This is a genomic window from Paenibacillus mesophilus (assembly GCF_005938385.1).
In the GTDB taxonomy this organism is placed as follows: Bacteria; Bacillota; Bacilli; order Paenibacillales; family NBRC-103111; genus Paenibacillus_AB; species Paenibacillus_AB mesophilus.
The window spans coordinates 45,405-67,849 of sequence record NZ_VCRA01000012.1; the positions used below are offsets into that span (position 1 = coordinate 45,405).

Annotated in this window: 20 protein-coding genes; 16 read left to right on the plus strand and 4 right to left on the minus strand. The window is 54.4% G+C overall.

Annotated features, from left to right (window positions below; translation table 11 throughout):
* Positions 1–2 precede the first annotated feature (2 nt).
* From FE783_RS21150 to FE783_RS21165, 4 genes are all read left to right on the plus strand, one after another.
* Complete coding sequence (locus tag FE783_RS21150) at positions 3–1,139, plus strand: hypothetical protein (protein ID WP_138881389.1); 1,137 nt, start codon at positions 3–5, stop codon at positions 1,137–1,139.
* Between the two features lie 87 nt (positions 1,140–1,226).
* Positions 1,227–2,336 carry an acyltransferase family protein gene (locus FE783_RS21155; RefSeq protein WP_138881390.1) on the plus strand — a complete coding sequence of 370 codons (1,110 nt, stop codon included), beginning with the start codon at positions 1,227–1,229 and terminating at the stop codon, positions 2,334–2,336.
* A gap of 25 nt (positions 2,337–2,361) precedes the next feature.
* The gene (locus FE783_RS21160; RefSeq protein ID WP_138881391.1) at positions 2,362–3,189 is read left to right on the plus strand and encodes a methionyl-tRNA formyltransferase; all 828 of its coding nucleotides are present in this window, start codon (positions 2,362–2,364) and stop codon (positions 3,187–3,189) included.
* Positions 3,161–4,252: a GNAT family N-acetyltransferase gene (locus tag FE783_RS21165; protein WP_158301952.1), complete on the plus strand. Its 1,092-nt coding sequence runs from the start codon at positions 3,161–3,163 to the stop codon at positions 4,250–4,252. The genes FE783_RS21160 and FE783_RS21165 overlap by 29 nt, the downstream gene beginning before the upstream one ends.
* Positions 4,253–4,677: 425 nt before the next feature.
* Here FE783_RS21165 and mtnA read toward each other — a convergent pair whose 3' ends face one another.
* Both mtnA and mtnK read right to left on the minus strand, forming a co-directional pair.
* The gene (gene mtnA / locus FE783_RS21170; protein WP_138881393.1) at positions 4,678–5,760 is read right to left on the minus strand and encodes an S-methyl-5-thioribose-1-phosphate isomerase; all 1,083 of its coding nucleotides are present in this window, start codon (positions 5,758–5,760) and stop codon (positions 4,678–4,680) included.
* Between the two features lie 25 nt (positions 5,761–5,785).
* Positions 5,786–6,991 carry an S-methyl-5-thioribose kinase gene (mtnK, locus tag FE783_RS21175; RefSeq protein WP_138881394.1) on the minus strand — a complete coding sequence of 402 codons (1,206 nt, stop codon included), beginning with the start codon at positions 6,989–6,991 and terminating at the stop codon, positions 5,786–5,788.
* Between the two features lie 229 nt (positions 6,992–7,220).
* On the opposite strand from mtnK, the gene FE783_RS21180 reads away from it, so the two are divergent.
* The 6 genes from FE783_RS21180 (at position 7,221) to sufB (ending at position 13,503) form a co-directional block, all read left to right on the plus strand.
* Complete coding sequence (locus tag FE783_RS21180; protein WP_138881395.1) at positions 7,221–7,673, plus strand: Dps family protein; 453 nt, start codon at positions 7,221–7,223, stop codon at positions 7,671–7,673.
* Between the two features lie 201 nt (positions 7,674–7,874).
* Positions 7,875–8,447: a DUF1802 family protein gene (locus FE783_RS21185; protein ID WP_138881396.1), complete on the plus strand. Its 573-nt coding sequence runs from the start codon at positions 7,875–7,877 to the stop codon at positions 8,445–8,447.
* Positions 8,448–8,712: 265 nt separating this feature from the next.
* Positions 8,713–9,498, plus strand: coding sequence for a Fe-S cluster assembly ATPase SufC (gene sufC, locus FE783_RS21190; RefSeq protein WP_138881397.1), 786 nt, complete (start codon positions 8,713–8,715; stop codon positions 9,496–9,498).
* Positions 9,499–9,527: 29 nt separating this feature from the next.
* A complete protein-coding gene (gene sufD / locus FE783_RS21195; RefSeq protein WP_138881398.1) occupies positions 9,528–10,826 on the plus strand; it encodes a Fe-S cluster assembly protein SufD in 1,299 nt (432 codons plus the stop codon).
* The gene (locus tag FE783_RS21200; RefSeq protein WP_138881399.1) at positions 10,823–12,052 is read left to right on the plus strand and encodes a cysteine desulfurase; all 1,230 of its coding nucleotides are present in this window, start codon (positions 10,823–10,825) and stop codon (positions 12,050–12,052) included. The genes sufD and FE783_RS21200 overlap by 4 nt, the downstream gene beginning before the upstream one ends.
* Before the next feature lie 53 nt (positions 12,053–12,105).
* On the plus strand, positions 12,106–13,503 hold the full coding sequence (sufB, locus tag FE783_RS21205) for a Fe-S cluster assembly protein SufB (protein WP_138881400.1): 1,398 nt from the start codon (positions 12,106–12,108) through the stop codon (positions 13,501–13,503).
* Between the two features lie 126 nt (positions 13,504–13,629).
* Here sufB and FE783_RS21210 read toward each other — a convergent pair whose 3' ends face one another.
* Positions 13,630–13,947 (minus strand): DUF4190 domain-containing protein, encoded by a 318-nt coding sequence (locus tag FE783_RS21210; RefSeq protein ID WP_238403186.1) that lies wholly within the window; start codon positions 13,945–13,947, stop codon positions 13,630–13,632.
* A 196-nt stretch (positions 13,948–14,143) separates the two neighbouring features.
* Between FE783_RS21210 and FE783_RS21215 the strand changes: the two genes are divergently transcribed.
* Positions 14,144–15,250 (plus strand): C40 family peptidase, encoded by a 1,107-nt coding sequence (locus FE783_RS21215; RefSeq protein ID WP_158301953.1) that lies wholly within the window; start codon positions 14,144–14,146, stop codon positions 15,248–15,250.
* Between the two features lie 68 nt (positions 15,251–15,318).
* Here FE783_RS21215 and FE783_RS21220 read toward each other — a convergent pair whose 3' ends face one another.
* On the minus strand, positions 15,319–16,026 hold the full coding sequence (locus FE783_RS21220; RefSeq protein WP_238403193.1) for a molybdenum cofactor biosynthesis protein: 708 nt from the start codon (positions 16,024–16,026) through the stop codon (positions 15,319–15,321).
* Between the two features lie 172 nt (positions 16,027–16,198).
* Between FE783_RS21220 and FE783_RS21225 the strand changes: the two genes are divergently transcribed.
* From FE783_RS21225 to FE783_RS21245, 5 genes are all read left to right on the plus strand, one after another.
* A complete protein-coding gene (locus FE783_RS21225) occupies positions 16,199–17,629 on the plus strand; it encodes a bifunctional metallophosphatase/5'-nucleotidase (protein ID WP_138881403.1) in 1,431 nt (476 codons plus the stop codon).
* 37 nt (positions 17,630–17,666) lie between these two features.
* The gene (locus FE783_RS21230; RefSeq protein WP_138881404.1) at positions 17,667–18,476 is read left to right on the plus strand and encodes an undecaprenyl-diphosphate phosphatase; all 810 of its coding nucleotides are present in this window, start codon (positions 17,667–17,669) and stop codon (positions 18,474–18,476) included.
* 144 nt (positions 18,477–18,620) lie between these two features.
* Entirely contained in the window at positions 18,621–19,736 is a 1,116-nt protein-coding gene (locus FE783_RS21235) for an HD-GYP domain-containing protein (RefSeq protein WP_138881405.1), read from the plus strand.
* 153 nt (positions 19,737–19,889) lie between these two features.
* Positions 19,890–21,017, plus strand: coding sequence for a radical SAM/CxCxxxxC motif protein YfkAB (yfkAB, locus tag FE783_RS21240; RefSeq protein ID WP_202916231.1), 1,128 nt, complete (start codon positions 19,890–19,892; stop codon positions 21,015–21,017).
* Positions 21,018–21,130: 113 nt separating this feature from the next.
* Positions 21,131–22,432 (plus strand): hemolysin family protein, encoded by a 1,302-nt coding sequence (locus FE783_RS21245; protein ID WP_238403194.1) that lies wholly within the window; start codon positions 21,131–21,133, stop codon positions 22,430–22,432.
* Positions 22,433–22,445: the final 13 nt, after the last annotated feature.

Consider the following 22,445-nt stretch of genomic DNA (forward strand, 5'->3'; position numbering starts at 1 on the left):
GAGTGAAGCTGAAAAAGAGATTGTATAAGAAGTGGGTATCCATTGTCGGAACCGGCGTATTGGCTGTATCCCTTTTAATCGGCGGCTTTAATTATTGGATCGACCCCCTATGGGTGTTTCAGCATTCGAATTCGTTCAATAATTCGCAGTTGGGTTTCAATGAACGCCAGCAGAAGACGAATTCGATCCAGTATCGACCTTTTCAATTCGACACGCTGATTCTGGGGAACAGTATCGTCACGTTTATGAACCCAAACGATTTAAACGGTCGAAGAGCGTTTAATTATGCCGTCAACGGTATGGGAATGGATGAGTACGATGCCTATATCGAGTATGCCAAAGCCCGGAACGGAAAGGAATTTAAAACGATCGTGCTCGGCTTGTCGTTCAGTATGTCCAGGCTTGATACCGACAACAAATTTGTGAGTGAAACCGAGGCGCCATCCGCTTATATCAGCCAATCGGAGGATCTATTTTACCGATTTAAAACGTTATTCAGCTTTAATACGCTCAGCTACTCCGTTAAAAACTTTGTATCGACTTTTTACAAAATGGATCAATGGCCCTACTATGATCGAAATCTGATTAAAAATCAGGGGATGGTCTCCGATAGTTTCAAAACGATGTATATTACTAGGCAAAAAGAGATTTTCGGCACGAATTGGGGGATGGAGGACGTTCGATATTTGACGAACGGGAAGCTGTTCGACAAGTGGAAAGCGAATAATCCGAACACGGAGTTTATCGTTTTTACGACCCCGATGTCCTATCCGCTTCTACAGCTGTTGGTGGAAAAAAACAGGTTGAAGGACTATGAGCTTTGGCTAAAGGACATAACGGAGCATTTCGGCAGTTTTTATAATTTCATGTACCCCAATACAGTCACGATGAATTTGCAAGACTATTACGACGGGTTGCACACGACTCCAGAAACGTTGAGATATATTGCCCAGAAAATCACGAACGGCAATAGCAAGGGACCGGATGATTTTGGAGAATTCGTAAACAAAGATCTCATTGATCAGCATATAAACAAAATCAGACCTCAATTGTTGGCACTAAAGAACTTTAACGGAATGACCGCCCTGACTGGCGACCGGGGCTTTGCGGAACGGCAAGTCCCGGTCGTCAGAGAATAGATACGTTATTCCGTTAAAGTTCCTAAAAGAACAAAATAGGGCCGTTACGTCTGTTGGGAATCCATAAATTCAAGGAAGGGAGAACAAATGGAAAAAAAACTAATACCGGAAATGTTCGTGCTGAGAAGCGTTGCTTGCTTATGTCTCGTATTCCGCAACAGCATGAATCGCGCTTTCCCGGAGTCGAGTTTGCTCGGCAATTTTTTTGAACTATTGCTGACGTTCGGAACTCCGGCTTTTATTTTCATTTCTGAAATGATTTTGGCCTATACTTCACGAGACTCTATCGACAAAGCATTCTGGTCCAAAAGGCTAAGATTCATCCTTGCTCCTTACTTTCTGTTCGGGGCTGTTTACGCCCTGATGAAATCTTCGCAAATCTGGCTTGCAAGCGGAGAGGTCACTTTCGAGACACTGATCTCGTTTTTGTGGCGGCATGTGCTCATCGGGGACTATCACGGGTATTTCATTTTGATCGTGTTTCAATTTTATGTGATGCATAAATATATGCAAAAGCTGGACACGGCTTATTCCCCTGCTGCTGTTCTGGGGGTATCTTTGTTGATTAATGTAGGTTACCTCGGATTTTTCAATTTTGTTCCTGCTCCCGGAAATCCGATCTTGCATTACGTCTGGGAGAGATTTTACTGGATTCCGTTCCCGGGTTGGTTATTTTATTTTGCAGCAGCCTATTATTGCGGGAGCCGGTATGAGAAATTCAAGGAGCTGCTTGCCAAATACGGCAAATGGAGCTGGGCAGCCGTCCCCGCAACAGCGCTCTTCTGTTTTATTTCGCTGCAGCAGCAATGGATACCGGGGGTATCCTCGAAACGTATCGATATGATCTTCTTTACGATTAGCGCGATTTTTCTGATCTGTTATGCGGTCATGCGGATACGAAAAATCCCCTCATTTCTTGTCGGAATTAGCAATTACTCGTTCGGAATTTATTTGTTGCACCCTATGTTTTTGGCGTTCATGTTTGTTCCTTTGCAAATGTTTCCGTCAATCCGATCCAATTGGTTCACCGTTCTTTTGCTGTTTTTGGGGAGTGCCGGCTGCTCCATCGTATTGACTTATATCTTAAACCGGACTAAGTGGGGACCGTATATTGTCGGGAAAGTCGGGGTGCGCAATTTGCATAAATCGAAGCAAGTGTCCACCATGCCTGCTGCCGGCAAAATGGGAATCGGATAAGGAAACCGAGAAAGGGGTGGATTCCATGGAAAGCAAAAGATGGAAACTCGTATTGTTCGGATCGATCGGGGTTGCGGTAGATTGCTTGGAATGGCTGCTTGAACAGCCGCAGTTTGAAGTCATAGGTGTTGTTTGCAGTCGCGAACCTAAATCCAATTGGCGTATGGAGGTTCGGGACCGCGATATGCAGCAGGAAGCCGAACGGTTGTCCGTCCCTATTCTGGATATGAACGATGTACTGAACCTGAATGCCGATATCGGCTTGAGCGTAAGGTTCCATCAAATTCTCCGCCAAGAGCATTTGGATCGATTCCGCAAAGGGGTGATCAATATGCACGGCGCGCCGCTTCCCGAATATCGCGGCTCGATGGGGAATATTATGGCCATTCTGGACGGCAAGGATTACTTCGGCGTCAGCTTGCATTTGATGGATCGCGGAATCGATTCCGGCGACATCATAACAGTGGAAAGATACCCGATTACAAAGACGGACACCGTCTATGATTTATTCGTCCGCAGCAATCGAATTGGCTTGCGGCTCATTCAAACATGGCTTCACGCAGTAATGGAGGATAAAGTCGTTTATGAAGACCAGGCCGCCGCATGCGAGCGATTGAATTATACATCCCGGACCTACGGAAGAAAAGATGCAATCAAGTATAAACGGATAGACGCCGCGATGAGTCCCGAGCGTATATGGGACATAACCAGAGCGTTTCAATTTCCCGGGCAAGAACCCGCATATTTGGAAACCCCATCTGGTAAAGTGCATTTGTCTATTCCTAAAAATGAAGCGGAAGCGAAAACTGCGACGGAGGCGGAATATGAATACATTGGTTCTAAACAGCGGTGATGCGGTGGTATGGAATCGATATATTTCTGAAATATGCGACGCTGATATCTACTATCGGGCTGAATATTGCAAAATATACGAGGAGAACGGAGAGGGACTTGCCCGGCTGTTCATCTACGAGGAAGGCGATTTGTTCGTATGTTATCCGTTCCTGCTCAGAAGCATTGATCATTTGCCGGCTGTTCAGGAGGCGGGCTTCCGAGAGCCGTTATATGACATCGTGACACCCTACGGATATGGAGGGCCGTTGTCCAACATCAACTGTGCGGAAGCGAGAAGCGGAATATTTCAACGTTTCTCCGAACAATTCAGCCGGTACTGCATCGATCAACGTATCGTATCCGAGTTTGTTCGCTTTCATCCGATATTGAACAACGTGGAGCACTATCAGAGCATAGACTCCATCTTCCTGCGCAATACGGTCTGTCTGAGATTGCAAGAGGATGAGGATATCATCGTAAGCCGATATAAGCCCGAGAACCGCAATCGGATCCGCCGGGCGATCAAAGAAGGATTGTCTGCCGTGTACTCTCCTCCGGATCGGATCGAACACTTGCTGAAGCTTTATTACAGTACGATGGATCGTAATCATGCACAGTCGTATTATTATTTCAGCGAGTCGTTTTTCGGCAATACCGTTCAATTTCTGAAAGGCAATATCGATCTGATCGAAATCAAGCATCAAGATCAAGTCATTGCGTCCTGCTTGTTTATGCACTACGGCAAATATGTACATTACCATTTGCTCGGCTGCGATCAAGAATACTTGAAGCTCGGGCCGATCAATTTGTTGATACACGAATTAATGCTGTGGGCTAAGCGCAACGGCTGCGAGTATTTGCATCTGGGCGGAGGGTACACGGGGAACGATAGTTTGTATCGCTTCAAGAAAACATTCGATATGAAGCAGTCCTTTGACTACTACATAGGTAAAAAAATTCACCTTCCCGACATTTACCGCAAGCTGCAGGAAAGCGTTCCGTTCGAGCTTGCGGGAGACGAATATTTTCCGATCTACCGTCATCCTTCTATCCAACAGCCCAAGCTGCTGAAGCGGGCATAAAGGCGGCAAATTTGGCAAGCTCATTCCTTTGAGCAATCAGAAAAGGAGGTATAAACTAAGGTTGGAACATTTTTCTTGCAAAGATTCGGTTTGTATCATAATATTGTGTTAGATACAAAATGTATCTGTTTCTTGTGAGCTAGTATCGTTTCCAAAGATCGATTGAGACGGAGTGTGCATTTTGTATGATAGAGTCGCCTGTTGAATTGGATATTAGCAAGATTTTGCGTCAAATCGCCATGGACTCTGGAAGAACGACACACTTTTTGGCAACCGTAAGCGAACGGGATAACGATCAGCACAAGAAAAGTTTCCTTGATAAACTCGAGCTGTTTTCAAATCATGCCAGGGATGAACAGTAAGCAAAGAAAAGGAAGCGGATGCCGGACGTAGCAATTCCGACAGCCTCTTCCTTTATTTCTCCTTCACTCGAACAATTTCCGTAAATTTTCCCCATAAGGCGCCGTAACAACGCCCTTCTCCGTAATAATCGCCGTTACATATTCGTTAGGGGTTACATCGAACGCGGGATTGTACACCTTGACTCCGTGCGGCGCGGTTCTTTTGCCGAAGCCTTGCGTTACTTCATCCTCATGCCGTTCTTCGATCGGGATCTCCGCGCCGGACGGCGTATTCAGGTCGATCGTGGACAGCGGGCACGCAACATAGAACGGAATGCCGTGCGCTTTCGCCAATACGGCGACGCCATAGGTGCCGATTTTGTTGGCGACGTCTCCGTTGGCCGCCACACGGTCCGTGCCGACGATGACCGCTTGTACCCAGCCTTTCGACATGACCATTCCGGCCATATTGTCGCATATGAGCGTAACATCGATACCCGCCTGCTGCAGCTCGAATGCGGTCAGCCGGGACCCCTGCAATACCGGACGCGTCTCGTCCGCGAATACTTTCACGTCCCAGCCCCGTTCTTTGGCCAGATAGAGCGGGGCCAGCGCGGTTCCGTATTTGGACGTTGCCAAGCCTCCCGCGTTGCAGTGGGTCAGTACCCCGATGCCGTCCTGCAGCAAGGTCAGCGCGTGTTCCCCGATCAGACGGTTCGTTTCCTCATCCTCGGCCTGGATTTGCTGCGCTTCCGCCAGCATAGCCGCCTTAAGCGTGCCGGCGTCCCCCGCTTCTCCGCTCCCAACGAGCGTTTCCGCCTTCGCCTTCATCCGATCCAGCGCCCAGAACAAATTCACGGCCGTCGGCCTGGACGTTGCCAAATATTCGGCCTGACGGTTCACTTCCGCCAGTACGTGGGCAGTGTCGCCGTCAACGCTCCGTATGCCGAGGTATACGCCATAAGCGGCAGCGATGCCGATCGCCGGAGCGCCCCGCACCTTCAGCTGCCGAATGCCTTCCCAGACGTCTTCCGCGGTCGTAAGCGGCAAATAGACGATCTCTTCCGGCAGCAGCCGCTGGTCGAGAAGATCGAGCCGGTCTCCCGCCCATATGACCGACTGCAGCTGCCGGGCGGCCGGAGACTGTTGATTTGTCGTTTGTTCCATGTTGCATGTACTCCTTTGATAGCCGTCAGCGGGCGAATTTTGTTGCGATCTCGATCAATTCGTCGAAAGAAACCGCGTTGCGGTGGTGTTTGATAAGCGCTTTACCGATCGAAAGCGCCAGCCTTTGCGCGCGTTCCTTCGAAGCGGCGTCCGGAATCGTATCGATGTCGGAGACGTGCGCCAAGCCTATGACGCGGCGGACGATTTTGCATCCGGCATAACCGATCGTATCGCGCATCAGCTGCTCCACATAAATCGATTGAAATCCTTCGGTGCGGGAGATGCGGTCTATGCCGCTGTCGTTCCACAACGAACGGAATTCCGCTTCGAACGTCGTCCAGACGTCTTTGGCCGTTTGCAGCAAATATTCCCGATACTTGGACCTGCTCTCCGCATCCGGGCTCCAGCCTTCCTGTCCGGCGAAATTAAGCAGCAGATTTGCGATGACGGCGCCGATGTCGAAGCCCATAGGGCCGTAATAAGCGAACTCCGGATCGATGACCTTGGTCGACGTCTCGGTGACGAAAATACTGCCCGTATGCAAATCGCCGTGCAGCAAAGCCTGAGCATGCGTCAGGAAGCCGTGCCGGAGTCTCGCAACCTCCAGATGAAGCTCGCTGTCGCTCCAGATCGCCTCGACTTCGTCGCGGATCGCGGCATCGAAGCTATTCGTATCCGCATCGGTATAAGGGTGATTGAAGATCAAATCCTCGGTTATTTTGCACAAGTCCGGGTTGATAAATTGTGCAAGCCGTAGCTTTTTGTCCTGCTGATTCATCCCCAGGTCGGAAGTGAAGAACAGCGTATGCGCCAGGAAGCGGCCGATATGGCCGGCGAATTCAGGATAGACGCGGCGTTCGATCAATCCTTTGCGCATGATGATATGGTCGCTCAAATCTTCCATGACGGTCAGTGCCAAATCGGCATCATATTTGTAAACGCGCGGGACAAGATCCGGGCAAAGGGCTCCTTCGATTTGCAGCGCTTCGCTCTCGATGCGCGCGCGGTCGAGCGAGAGCGGCCATGATTCTCCGACGACCTTCGCATAAGGGAGCGCCTGCTTCAAAATGATACTCGTTCCGGTTTCGGAATCGCTGATATGAAATACGAGATTCAGGTTGCCGTCGCCAATTTCACGGGACGACAAGGCGGCGCCGGACTTGAACAAGCCCGGAATCGTCCTGGCGTACTCGATGGCCTCCTGTTCGGTAAGCGGGTGATACTGCGTCATAACGCACCTCCGTCGATTGGTCAAACTCTTTCCTTAGTATAAGCGATAATGGAAGTCGGGGGAATACCAAGTTAACCAAGCAGAATAGTTAAAATTGAAGCTGGCTTCGGATAACCTCATCGTAAGCCGCTGTATAGCCGCATTCGCTTGTACTTCGTTTCAAAGCCGCCATATATGGGTACTATATCTGTACGAAGAAAATGATGCTATTCACAAGGAGGAAAGGCCGATGGCTACCGCTACCGAAACCAAATCCGTGGTCGAAACGATCAATAAACAGATTGCCAACTGGGGTGTGCTGTACGTCAAAATCCACAACTACCATTGGTTCGTGAAAGGAAAGCAGTTTTTTACGCTGCACGAAAAATTCGAGGAGCTGTACACGGAGGCGAGCAAGTGGTTGGACGAGCTGGCCGAGCGGGTGCTTGCGATTAAAGGCAGGCCGATCGCCACGATGAAGGATATGCTGGCCGAAGCGTCCGTCAAGGAAGCGGCGGGCGACGAGAGCGCCGATCAGATGGTCAAGACGATCGTCAAAGATTTTCAGACGATGATCGGGGAAATGCGCAAGGCGATCGAACAGGCGGAGCAAGCGGGCGACCATACGTCGGCCGACATGCTCACCGGCATCCAGAATTCGCTTGAGAAGCACGTTTGGATGCTCGAGGCGTCGCTCGGTTAAAAGTTTCGTTCGGCATTCAGGTTTGCTCCTGACTGAATTACATCGCTTTTGGACAAAAAAGGAAGAGGGGGCGATTCCCCTCTTTCTTGCGTTTTCTCGGCTATTGCCGGCCGATCGGTTTTCCTGCGGCAAATATTGGACGGCCGTTTGCTTTGTTTTCCCTACAAATCGTATAATGGTATGATGGGGGTGGTTCGATCTATGAGCAGGGAAACGATTGCGTTGAAAGAATGGGCGGTCGCGATCCGGGCGCTGGCGGAAGGGCGTCAAATCGTCTTGATGCGCAAAGGCGGCATCGTCGAGGAGACGAAGGAATTCCGGCTGGAAAGCCCATCGTTCTGGCTGTACCCGACTTACGAGCACCAGAAGCGGGAGCTTCTGAAGGAGGAGGCGCAGCCGAGCCTGGCGGAGACGCTGGAGGGCTGGAGTCCGCTTGCCGACCGGGCGGAAGTGGCGTGCTTCGCCGAAGTGGCGGCGGATATCGAGGTGACGAGCCAGGAGCAGCTGGACCGGATTCGCGACTATCACATATGGACCGACCGGTTCGCGGAGGAACGGCTGAAATGGAAGCGGCAGAAGCCTCTCCACGTACTGCTGCTGCGGGTGTACAAGCTCGATGCGCCGGTGCGCGTGCCGATAATGGAGTCGTATTCCGGCTGCAAATCGTGGTTGAGCCTTGAAGGGGAGTTCACCCCGGGCAGCATGAAGCCGGTGCTAGACGATGACCGGTTCGAGCTGCAAGTGAAGCGGATCGAGCAGTTGCTGGCCGATTGAGAGGTTATGCACAGAAGCTTTTCTTACTTATTAAATATAAATGTTTAACAAATATGTCGAATTGCCCTTTATTGATTTTAGGGGAACGTTTATAATAATATTAATTGTTGAGAATCAATGAGAATCAAATTGCACGAATTTCAATGTTTTATTGAAAATCATGTTAAAATGATTCTAATTACATGCAAGGACGAACCCGTACGCGGGCGGCTAGCCTCAGTGCATTTGCGGCCGGGACAAGAATATCAGTCGGAGGGAAGCATAAATGTCAACTGCACCAAAATTTATTATCGACGGTCTGAAAGCGTCGATCGAGGACAAAGAAATTTTGAAAGGCATTCATCTGGAAATGAACGGCGGCGAAGTGCACGCCATCATGGGACCTAACGGTACCGGTAAAAGTACGCTCGCATCGGCCCTCATGGGTCATCCGAAATATGAAGTAACCGACGGAGCCGTTACGCTCGACGGAGAAGACGTGCTGGAGATGGGCGTGGACGAGCGCGCTCGCGCGGGTCTGTTCCTCGCGATGCAGTATCCGAGCGAAATTCCGGGCGTGACGAACGCCGACTTCCTGCGCAGCGCGATCAACGCCCGCCGCGGCGAAGGCAACGAAATCTCGCTCATCAAGTTTATCCGCCAAATGGAAGGCAAAATGAAAGAACTCGACATGAATCCGGAGTTCGCCCACCGTTACTTGAACGAAGGCTTCTCCGGCGGGGAGAAGAAGCGGAACGAGATTTTGCAGATGATGCTGCTCGATCCGAAAATCGTCATTCTTGACGAAATCGACTCCGGTCTCGACATCGACGCCCTCAAAATCGTCGCCGCAGGCGTCAACGCGATGCGCAGCGAGAACAGAGGCTTCCTGATCATCACCCACTACCAGCGTTTGCTCGACTACATCAAGCCGGACTTCGTGCACGTCATGATGCAGGGCCGCATCGTGAAATCAGGCGGACCGGAGCTTGCGGAGAAACTCGAAGCGGAAGGCTACGATTGGATCAAGGAAGAGCTTGGCATCGTAGACGAAACGGTCGGACAAAACTGATTGAAAAATATGACCTTGGAGGAATGAAAATGAGCTCGCAAACCGTTCTTCCAATCGACCGCAATTCCGTAGCTGATTTGTCCAAAAGCCGGAACGAGCCTTCATGGTTGACCGAACTCCGCTTGAAAGCTTTGGAATTGGCCGGTTCGTTGGAACTGCCGAAATTGGAAAAAACGAGAATCGACCGTTGGAGCCTGGATGCCTACGGTACTTATAAAACGCCGTCCCCGCTCCAAAAGCTGGAGGACTTGCCCGAAGCGGCGAAGCTGCTGCTCGGGGAATCGACCGAAAACTTGATCGTACAGCGCGACTCCGGCTCCGTATGGAAGCATCTGTCCGACGAGCTGGCGCAGCAGGGCGTTATTTTCACCGACCTGGAGACGGCCGCGAAGGAACACGGCGATCTGGTTCAGAAGCACTTCATGTCCGTCGTCAAGCCGGACGAGAACCGGCTGACCGCGCTTCATGCGGCGCTCTGGAACGGCGGGGTGTTCGTGTATGTGCCGAAAAACGTCGAGGTGAAGCTGCCGCTCCAAGCGATCTTCTTCTCCGACGATGCCGACGCCACCTTCGCGCCGCACGTGCTGATCGTCGCCGATTCGCACAGCTCCGTCACCTATGTCGACAACTATTTGTCGGAGGACGGCAAGCAGTTCGTCCATAACGGCGTTGTCGAAGTGATCGCCAAGCCGGGTGCGCGAGTCCAGTTCGCTACCGTACAGAATTTGGGCGAAGGCTCGACCGGGCTGACTTACCGCCGCGCTATCGTGGAGAACGACGCACGCATAGAATGGATCGTAGGGGAACTGAACAGCGGCAATGCGATGGCCGACACCGACTCGGTGCTGAAAGGAAACGGCTCAAGCTCCGACGCCAAGATCATTTCCGTCGGAAAAGGCGACCAGAAGCTGAACTTGACGACCCGCGCGACCCACTTCGGCAGAAACACGCCGAGCGACATGATTACCCGGGCCGTTATGCAGGACGAGGCGACCGCGATCATCAACGGGATTACGAAGATCGAGAAGCGGGCGACGGGCGCGAACGGTCAGCAAACCGAGCGTGTGCTCATGCTTAGCCCGAAAGCTCGCGGCGACGCCAACCCGATCCTGCTCATCGACGAAGACGACGTCAAAGCCGGCCACGCGGCGAGCGTCGGCCAAGTGAATCCCGAGCATATGTACTACTTGATGTCGCGCGGCATTTCGCGGACGGAAGCGCACAAGCTGGTCGTATACGGCTTCCTTGCCCCGGTCATCAACGAAGTTCCGCTCGAGAACGTGCAGAAGCAGCTTCAGTCGCTCGTCGAAAGGAAGCTCGGACAATGAGCCGCCTCGGAGCCGAAATTCGCGACCAGTTTCCGATTCTTCAACAGGAAGTAAACGGTCATCCGCTCGTCTACCTGGATAGCGGCGCGAGCTCGCAGAAGCCGAAAGCGGTCATCGAGGCGATCAAGCGGTATTACGAGTACGATCATGCCAACGTGCACCGCGGCGTCCATACGCTCGGCTCCCGCGCTACCGACGCTTACGAAGGCGCACGCGACAAAGTCGCGGCCTTCCTAAACGCGAAGCACCGCGAGGAAATTATTTTCACGCGGGGAACGACGACGGCGATCAACCTCGTCGCTTCAAGCTACGCCCGGTCGGTATGCCGGGAAGGCGACGAAATCGTCTTGACCCCGATGGAACACCACAGCAATCTCATTCCGTGGCAGCAGGTCGCGAAGGCGACCGGCGCCGCGCTGAAATATATCCCGCTTCAGCCGGACGGTACGATCACGCTGCAGGACGTGGAGAACACGATTACCGACCGGACGAAAATAGTTGCCGTAACGTATGTATCCAACGTGCTCGGCGTGATGAATCCGATCAAGGAAATCGCGGCCATCGCGCATCGGCACGGCGCCCGCATTCTCGTGGACGGGGCGCAAAGCACCCCGCACCTGAAAGTGGACGTGCAGCAGCTCGACTGCGATTTCTACGCTTTTTCCGGTCATAAGATGTGCGGTCCGACCGGAATCGGGGCACTCTATGGCAAGAAGGAGTTGCTCGAGAAGATGGACCCGATCGAGTTCGGCGGCGAGATGATCGACCGCGTCGACTTGTACGAATCCACCTTCAAGGACCCGCCGGAACGGTTCGAGGGAGGCACGCCGATTATCGCGGGTGCGGTAGGACTCGGAGCGGCGATCGACTTCCTGACGGAAATCGGCATGGACCGTATTCACGCCCACGACGAGTACTTGGCCAAACTCGCCTACGAGCGGCTTTCGCAAATCGAAGGGCTGACGATCTACGGACCCCGCGACAACCGGACCGGAATCGTAACGTTCAACTTGAAAGACATTCACGCGCACGACGTAGCCACCGTGATCGACCAGGAGGGCGTCGCCATCAGGGCCGGCCATCACTGCTGCCAGCCGCTCATGAGGTGGCTGAACGTGAATGCGACCGCCCGGGCGAGCTTCTATCTGTACAACACGGAAGACGATGTGGAACGGCTAGCGGCCGCATTGAAAAATACCGAGGACTTTTTCAACAGCATCGGATAACCCTCGGCATTGTCTCCAAGCACTTATTCCAATGAAACGAGGAGGGAATCACCATGGCAAAGCAAATGCCGGAAATGGAAGAATATAAATACGGTTTTCGCGACGAGCATCAAAATATATTCCGTTCGGAAAAAGGCCTGACGCCTGAAATCGTAACCGAAATTTCGCGCATGAAGAACGAGCCGCAATGGATGCTCGACTTCCGCCTGAAATCGCTCGAGCAGTTCAACAAAATGCCGCTCCCGCGCTGGGGCGGCGATCTCGACGATCTTGATTTCAACGATATCACTTACTACGTCAAGCCTTCCGAGAAGCAAGGCAAAACGTGGGAGGAAGTGCCGCAGGAAATCAAGAACACGTTCGACAAGCTCGGTATCCCGGAAGCGGAGCAGAAGTTTTTGGCCGGCGTATCGGCTCAGTACGAGTCCGAAGTCGTCTACCACAGCATGCAGGAAGATCTGGAGAAGCAAGGCGTCATCTTTACCGATACCGATACGGCGCTGCGCGAGCATCCGGAAATTTTCAAGGAATATTTCGGGACGATCGTTCCGATTACGGATAACAAATTCGCCGCCCTCAACAGCGCCGTCTGGTCGGGCGGAAGCTTCATCTATGTGCCGAAAGGCGTGAAGTGCGAAATCCCGCTGCAGGCTTACTTCCGGATCAATTCCGAGAACATGGGCCAATTCGAGCGGACGCTCATCATCGCCGACGAGGACAGCTTCGTCCACTACGTGGAAGGCTGTACAGCTCCGATCTACAGCACGAACTCGCTGCACAGCGCAGTCGTGGAAATCATCTGCAAGAAAAACGCGCGCGTCCGCTACACGACGATCCAGAACTGGGCGCCGAACATTTACAACCTCGTGACGAAGCGGGCGGTTGCCGAAGAAAACGCGACGATGGAATGGGTCGACGGCAATATCGGCTCCAAGCTGACGATGAAATATCCGGCCGTCATCCTGAAAGGCCGCGGCGCGAAAGGCATGGTGCTCTCCATCGCAGTCGCCGGCAAAGGCCAGCATCAGGACGCGGGCGCCAAAATGATTCACCTCGCTCCCGATACGACGTCCACGATCGTGTCCAAATCGATCAGCAAGCACGGCGGCAAAGTGACGTACCGCGGTCTCGCTTCGTTCGGACGCAACTCGGAGGGCTCCAAGGCGAACATCAAGTGCGATACGCTCATTCTCGACAACGAGTCGACGTCGGACACGATTCCGTACAACGAAATCATGAACGACAACATTACGCTCGAGCATGAAGCGACCGTCTCCAAGGTGTCCGAGGATCAGCTGTTCTACTTGATGAGCCGCGGACTCAGCGAAGCGGAAGCGACGCAGATGATCGTCATGGGCTTCATCGAGCCGTTCACAAAGGAGCTGCCGATGGAGTATGCGGTCGAGATGAACCGTTTGATCAAATTCGAGATGGAAGGCAGCATCGGCTAACCTTCCGGCATTTCAATACGTGTCCGAGTGACTTCACGCTTGCGTGTTCAAGTCGCCCGGACACGTTTGTTTTTGGCAATAGAAAAACCGCCGAAGCGCTGTTCGGCGGCCGTCAAAGCCAAAAGGTTAAAACCCGTACCAATACAATGCCCCGGCGATGATGAGGACGAGGAGGATAATGGCGTACAGCGCGGTTCCGATAATCCCGCATACCAAGCCGGCGACGGCCATGCCGCGTCCTTGCTCACCGGTCCGTTTGATTTCCTTGAAGGAAAGCGAGGCCATTACGATGGCGATAATGCCGAAAATAAGACCTATATAAGGAATAATCAGCGAAAGAATGCCCAGCACCATAGCCGCGATCGATTTGCCGTTCGTTTTCGTCTGCTCGAACCGGGGCGGGTAGTTGGGAGCGTTAGAGCGGTTTAAAGGGGGTTGGTTCACGTTGCGGATAGCCTCCTAAGCATGGATTCGTGACCCCATTATACAAGGTCCGCACAGGGAATTCTATACATTTTTGTCGGACATGCCACTTATTGCATGCACGCGTCAAGGCTCGGGCTCGCATAAATCGTTCCGTACTTCCCCAACCTATCCTCAGGTGCCAATATATGATTGCGCGAGGAGAGATAGCGAGGATATGAAGAACAGACGGAAGTATTGGGCAATTTCGCTTCTTGCGGTAGTGATGGCCGCAACGACCGCTTGCAGCGGCTTTGGGGGAATGACCGGAAAAACCCGGCAGTCCGCTCCCGTGCCTCAGACGCCGCCTTCGGCTCCAGGAACGCCCGGAGCTTTGTCCGGCCCGAACGTCAACATGCTGAATACGGATGAAGGCCGCATCCCGATCGTGCAGCTGGACGGGAAATCGTATATTTCAGCGCAGAAGCTTGCCGAGCTGCTCGAATATCAGACGGATTGGAATGCCGCCGCCGGCAAGCTACGCATGGGTGACAATTCAGCGGAATTCGAGCTGACGGGAGGCAGCAATCAAGCCGTCAAGGAAGGGAACAACGTAGCTTTGCCCGATGTGCCGAAGGTGGCCGAAGGAGCGCTGCATATTCCGGTTGACGCGCTTCCTGATCTGTTCCGCGAAGACATTTCTTACGAGCTGCGAAATGGCGAAGTGGCTCTGCATCCCAGCCCGGGTACAATCAATCGCGCGGCCATCAACGAGCCTTCCGAAACGGAAGGACAAGCCGACGAATTGAGCTTCGGAGACGATCCGGCCGACCCGTTCAAGACGCCTTCGACACCTGCAGGAAGCGCGCCGCCGTTTGCCGACGAAGCCGAGGCAGTGTCCGCAATTCCGGCAGACTATGGCGATGCGATCCCGGTACTGAAAAACATCGACATGAACAAGCTTATTTCAACGGCCGAGCGATACATGGGGGTGAAATATTTATTTGGCGCCGACCCTTACGCGAAATCCGGCAAGTTCGACTGCTCGACATTTTCGCAATACGTGTACGGCAAACAAGGTATTTCGCTGCCGCGGACGGCGCGCGCGCAAGCGCGTCAAGGCGTATGGGTCAGCCGGAAAATGCTGCGCAAAGGAGATTTGATGTTCTTCTATGTGCCGGGGCGGTTCAAGTCCAATAAAACAGTCGGCCATGTCGGCATCTATATGGGCAACAACAAAATGATCCACTCGTCGCCGGCGCCGGACAACGGCGTGCAAATATCGAACATCAACAAAGCTTATTGGAAGAAGACGTTTCTGACGGCCAAGCGCGTCGGAACGTGAAAAACGAAGAAGGGCTATCTCCCGATCGTTCGAACGGGGGATAGCCCTTTGGCCATATCATTGGGATATTAGCTGCCGAGCGGATTCCAGGGTCCGGTTTGCGCCCCTTTCCACTCCGAGCCGTCCTCCCAAATTTCTTTTTTCCAGATCGGGACGATTTGCTTCAGCCTTTCGATCGCATACCGGCTCGCCTCGTAACAGTCGGCACGGTGCGGAGTCGATACGGCGATGACGACACTCGTCTCGCCGACCGGAACGGCTCCGATCCGGTGCGAGATCGCGCACCGGGCACCCGGCCAGCGGGCGCCGATTTCTTCCGAAATTTGCTCCAGCGTCTTGAGCGCCATCGGGACGTAAGCTTCGTACTCAAGCAGGACGGTACGCTGTCCGAATGTAGTCCGGCGCGTCGTCCCTACGAAGGCGATCGTGGCGCCGTGATCGTCGTCCGCCACCTTGGCGCATACTTCGTCGACCGATAGCGGCTCGGTCGTGATGCGATGCAGGACGGTAGAGTCGGCCGCCGATCCTTGTCCGCCGGAAACCGGAGGGATGAGCGCGATCTCATCCGACGGGGCAAGCGGCTCGTCGTCTTGAGCATAAGCCTGATTTTTCGCGATAAAGGAAGAACGGATCAGCGCGGCGGCGTCCGGTTGCGATGCAATCAGACGCTCCTTCAAAGCTGCGCCGGTTGCGGGACCGGCGTCGAGCGTCACGGTTATTTCGGACGTTCCGAGCTTGTCCGACAACCCCGCGAACAGTCTTACTGTAAGCTGTATCAATGGTTGACACCTCCCGTGCGGTTCAATCGTCTTTAGTAGTGTACCACTTTCCTTGCATGTCCGGCAAAAAAATGCATAGAATGAGGGAGATCTATACCCCATGCAGGAACTATTGCAGGCAAAATCGAATGTTACTAGATGACCACGCGGAAGGAGCGGACGTACGAGCATGGACGAACGGAAACTTGTTCTTCTTCATACGAACGATATACATAGCCACTTCGAGCGGATGCCCCGCATCGGAGAAGCGCTTCGGCAGCTGAGGAGCAAGCATGCGGCATGCAATCCGATCGTCATCGATTGCGGCGACCATATGGACCGGATGCGTCCCGAGACGGAAGGGAGCGGCGGCCTCGCCAATATCGCCGTGATGAACGAAACCGGGTACGATATGATCGTGCCGGGCAACAACGAAGGGCTGACGATGACTCCGGATAAGCTTGCCCTCGCTTACGGGGAGCGGCAAGGCTACTCGGTCGTTTGTGCCAATCTGCTCGATGCGAGTACGGGGGAGCCGCCTCACTGGATGGAGCCTTACCGGATATTCGAGAGGGACGGGCTTCGCGTCGGCGTAATCGGGCTGACGGCCTATTACCCCGATTTCTACTCGCTGCTCGGCTGGCAAATTCTCGACCCGATCGAGACGGCGGGCCGGCTGACGGAGCTGCTTCGTCCTCAGGTCGAAGTACTCGTCGTCGTCTCCCACTTGGGCATCACGCAGGATAAGGCGATGGCCGAGCGAATCGCGGGCATCGATCTGATTATCGGCAGCCATACCCATCATCTGCTGGAGGAGCCGCTCCTGCATGAAGGAACGTATATAGCGGCGGCCGGCTGCTACGGACGGTATGTCGGGGAATTGGATTTCCGGTACGATACGGATAGCGGGTCGCTGCGGCTGCACAGCGGGGCATGTCTGGATACGGACGGCTTCCCGCCTTCTCCCGAACTTGCGGCTTTGATCCGCGAGGAAGAACAGGCAAGCCGCGAGCGGCTCGGGCACTCCGTGGCCATGCTGGCCGAACCGATTGCAATCGACTGGAGCGCGGAGTCCGGGCTCGGCAATTTGCTCGCATCCGGAATTCGCCGGTGGACGGATGCGGAGATCGGCATCGTGAACGCGGGACAAATTTTGCAAGGCCTGGAAGCGGGCGCGGTTACGAAATACAGGCTGCTGGAAATATGTCCGCCCCCGATCAATCCGTGCCTGGTCCGGCTGCGCGGGGAAGAGATCAGGGTGGCGCTGGAAGAGGCGCTGCTGGAGGATTTCACCGGCAAAGCGATCAAAGGCTTCGGGTTTCGCGGCAAAGTGCTCGGTACGCTGTGCTTGTCCGGCGTTCGGGTGGAGTACGCCGCCGATGCGGATCCGTACCGCAAAATCCGCTCCATCGAAATTAACGGCGAGCGGCTGGAGCCGGATCGGGTATATAACGTCGGGACGATCGACATGTTCACGTTCGGCATCGGTTATTTGTCGCTCGGCCGCGGGGAAACGGTCGCCTACTATTTGCCCGAGTTTATCCGGGACGTGCTGGAGAAGCAGCTTGGCGACATAGAGGAGATCCGCTTAAGCTCGGTGCCCCGCTGGTATTCGGTGTGATATTCGGACTATTACGCACAATTGGGAGGAACGATTCGTGTTCGATTTATGGGTTGCGGTTATTATCGGCATTGTGGAAGGGCTAACGGAATTTTTGCCCGTTTCGTCGACGGGCCATATGATTTTGGTCGGACACTGGATCGGATTTACGGGAGAGAAGGCCGACACGTTCGAGGTCGTCATCCAGCTCGGCGCGATTTTGGCCGTTGCGGTCATCTATTGGAGACGCGTGCTGCGGCTGTTCGGCATGAAAGACCGGGAAGCGCGCTCCAAGCCCCGGCGGATCAATTTGCTTCATATCGCGCTGGCGATCGTTCCGGCTCTGGGGCTCGCCTTCGTCCTGCGCGACTATGTCAAGCTGCTGTTCATGCCGGAGACGGTCGTCATCGGTCTCGTTGCAGGCGGGATCTTTATGATTATCGGGGAGAAGCAGCAGCCGCGCATTACGGCGAACGACATGGATGAACTGACGTACCGTCAGGCGCTGTTCGTCGGCATCGCCCAATGCTTGTCGCTATGGCCGGGCTTCTCCCGTTCCGGCTCTACGATTGCGGCGGGGATGCTCGCTGGCGCAAGCAGGGCCGCAGCCGCAGACTTTACTTTTCTGATCGCGATCCCGGTCATGTGCGCGGCTACCGGGTACGAGCTGTTGAAAAGCTTCGGGTCTATGACGGCCGACGACCTCGGCTTTCTTGCCGTCGGGTTTATCGTCTCGTTCGTCGTCGCTCTCGTAGCGGTCGTTACGTTCATCAAGCTCGTAGGGAAGCTGAAGCTTACGTATTTCTCCTATTACCGCTTTGTGCTTGCGGCGGTAGTGCTCATTTATATGTATACGGTCGGTTTTTAAAAGGGGATAGGTCTAAAGTTCTTGCCGCTCTTTATCGTTGTCCGTTTCTGTCGAAAACTGATGTTTTTTGTTGCTCTTTTTTGGTTTATCTTATACAGTTATAGTAACGGAACTAGAATTTGATGGAAAAGCGTGGGACGATACATGAGGCTGATACCGATTGATCTGTGCCGCCCGGGCATGCGGCTGGCGAAAAAGGTGTTTAACGAGGAAGGTCTCGTTTTGCTGGCCGATCATGTGGAGCTGTCGCAAGGGATGATCCAGCGTTTGGGCCAATACGGTATTCCGCATCTATATATCGAAGATCCGCGAACGGACGACATCGTCGTGCAGGACCCGATTACCGAGGAGACGAGACGGGTCGCCATGGGGACGATCCGCTCGCATTTCAAGCGGATCATGATGGACTCGGCGCCGCGCCGTGCGGTCAATCAGCCTTTTATGGGCAAAGCGTTCAAAGAAGCGCTGACGATGATTATCGAAGATTTGAGCCAAAATCCGAGCGCGATGATCATGCTGACGGACATAAGCGTCACGGACCATTACTTATACCAGCACTCGCTCAACGTATGCATCTATTCGACGATGCTGGGCTTGTCGGCCGGGTACTCGCAGAACGATCTGGCCGTTCTCGGACTCGGCGCGCTGCTGCACGATGTAGGCAAGACGAAAATTCCGCTCGACATTTTACAAAAACCCGGGAAGCTGCTCGAATCGGAGTTCGAGGCGATGAAGCTGCATGCGGAATTCGGCTACAAGCTGCTGAAGGACGAGCCCAACATTCCGCTCCTGTCCGCGCATTGCGCGCTGCAGCATCACGAGCGGATGGACGGAAGCGGGTATCCGAGAGGGATCCGCGGCGCGGAGATTCACGATTTCGCGAAATGGATCGGTCTCGTCGACTCGTATGACGCGATGACGTCGAACCGGGTTTATCGCAAGGCGATGCTGCCTCATCAGGCGATGGAAGTGTTGTTCACCGGGGTGGACTCGCTGTACGAGAAGAGCAAGGTGGAGCATTTCCGCAACAAGGTGGCCCTATACCCGCTGGGGGCGACTCTTACTCTTAATACAGGGGAGACGGGGGTCGTAGTTGACGTCAACAGCCATTCTCCGCAGCGGCCGATCGTCCGGATTTTGGAAGATGCGGACGGGCAGTCGCTCAGGGAGCCGTATGAAATCGACATGTCCAAGCAGCTGTCGCTGGTCGTTGTCGGCGTCGGCGACGTCAAGCTGATGCAGCCGATTCAGGAACTTTAAACGGAATAACGTAATTCCGTTAAAGTTCCTGAACGAAATCGAATCGTCCCCGGCCGGAAGCGCGAATGGCAGCGCGGCGGCCGGGGTTTTCTTTTTGCGCGGCTTTCGGGTAAAATGGGTAAGATAAGGAACAGTCAGGTGGGGAAAGGCCAAATGAAACGTAATGATCCGACGGTTGTTCTACAGCCGCTGTCGCCGGAGTACGACCCATGGGATCCGATCCGGTCGCTGAGGCAATATGGACGCCACGTTCTGACAAGCGTGGAATTTACCGTGACGAATTTATGCAATATGCGCTGCGAGCATTGCGCGGTCGGAGACGCGCTGACGATGACCGAAGGAGCGCGCGTTCCGCTGGTCGAGGTGCTGAAGCGGCTGGACGAAGTCGAGCACCTGGAAACGATCAGCATCACGGGGGGCGAGCCCTCCTACCAGCTCAAAACAGTCAAGGATTATATCGTTCCTCTGCTTCGGTATGCAAGGGAGCGGGGAGTGCGGACGCAGATCAATTCGAACGTAACGCTGGATATGTCCCGTTACGAGATGATGGCGCCCTATTTGGACGTCATGCACATTTCGTTCAATTACACCGGAGCGGACCATTTTCATCAAGTCGGCTTCGCTCACGCCGGCCATCCGGTCGGACGGGATACGGCGGCGGGCATGTACGAGCGGATGATCCGGAACGCGGCGGAGCTTAGCAAGGGCGGCATGTTCGTATCCGCCGAATCGATGATCAATTTCCGGACGCACGACAAAATCGCCGACATTCACCGTCTGATCGCCGAGATGGGCTGCCGCCGGCACGAGGTGCATCCGATGTATCCGAGCGCGTTTGCGGCGGGGCTGCCGCAGCTTTCCTTGGATGAAATCCGCGCCTCCGTCCATCGGCTGCTGGACAGCCGCGACCCCGGGATCTGGATGCTGTTCGGAACGCTGCCCTTCTTCGCCTGCAGCTCCGCGCCGGCCGACCTTGAGCTCGTCCGCCGGCTGAGGCGCGAGCCGAACGTGACCGTGCGCAACGATCCGGACGGCCGCAACCGGCTGAACGTCAACCTGTTCAGCGGCGACATTTTCGTAACCGACTTCGCGGATTTGTCCTCGCTCGGCAATATGGCGAACGACAAGCTTGATGCGATCTTCGCGAGATGGCTCGAGCATCCGCTCAATCTGATGGTAAATTGCCACTGCGATGCGGCCGCTTGCTGTGGACCGAATCTGCTCGTGGCGGACGCCTATTACCGGGAAGTAGACTTCAAGCGGCGCACCGCCGTTGTTTGAACCGGCGAGTGCCGCAACCGGATAACAATTGACATGGCATGCACAAAGGAGGAATTCTCCGGCAGCCCGGAGAGCGGCCCTTGGACTATAACTGGAACGAACTGTTTCTGTATATGCTGCTTGTGCTTGTTCTCGTATGCTTGAACGGATTTTTCGTGGCGGCCGAATTCGCCCTCGTCAAGGTGCGTCAGTCCAGGCTGACGCAGCTGGCCAATGAAGGAAGCGGCAAAGCGAAGTATGCGCTGAAAGTAACCGGACGGCTCGACGCCTATTTGTCGGCGACGCAGCTCGGCATTACGCTCGCATCGCTCGGCCTCGGCTGGGTCGGCGAGCCGGCGATTTCCCGGCTTATCGTCGAGCCGCTGCTCGCCAAGCTCGGGTTTGCGGAAGCGGTCTGGAGCCATACGGTTTCGTTTGTCATCGCGTTTTGCGTCATTACGTTTCTGCATATCGTGCTGGGCGAGCTCGCTCCGAAGTCGCTCGCGATCCAGAAATCGGAAGGCACCTCCATGTGGCTGTCCGCTCCGCTCATGCTGTTCTACAAGCTGTTCATGCCCGCGATCTGGCTGCTGAACGGCGCGGCGAACCGGCTGCTGCGCCTGTTCGGCGTCGAGCCCGCATCCGAGCAAGAGGTTCATACGGAGGAAGAAATTCGCATTCTGATGAATCAGAGCGCCAAAAGCGGTCATATCGACAAGGACGAGATGGCGCTGTTCGACAACATATTCGAATTTTCCGAGCGGCTCGCCCGCGAGGTGATGGTGCCTCGAACGGATATGGACTGCCTGTTTACGAACGTATCGTTCGCGGATAATTTGAAAACCGTGTATGCTTCCAAGCATACGCGGTATCCGGTCGCGAAGGGCGACAAGGACCGGATCGTAGGCTTCGTCCATATCACCGACCTGCTTACGTGCGATCCCGTAGGGGAGCAGGACCTGAAGAAATTTATCCGCCCGATCCTGACCGTGCCGGAGTCGATGGAAGTGAGCCACGTTCTCCGGCTGATGAAGAAGAAGCGTTCGCAGATCGCCGTCGTTATCGACGAATACGGCGGTACGGCCGGTATCGTGACGATCGGAGATATTTTGGAGGAGATCGTCGGCGAGATGATGGACGAGCTGGACGAAGGTCGCGCAAGCATCGAGGTGAACGGCGGCGTAACGTCGGTGGACGGGCGGACGCTGCTCGAGGATATTAACGACATGCTGGGCATCCTGATCGAAGACGACGAGGTCGATTCGATCGGCGGCTGGCTGTTCAAGCAGCTGGAAGGAATTCCGCTTCAAGAGAAACGGGTGGAGCATGGCGGCTACGTGTTCGAGGTGGCGGAAGTGGACCGGCTGCGCGTCGTCAGGGTGAATATTACGGTTAACGAAGCCGCCGGGCCGGCCGTGGGTCCAACCGTGGAATAAAGGGGAGCGAAAC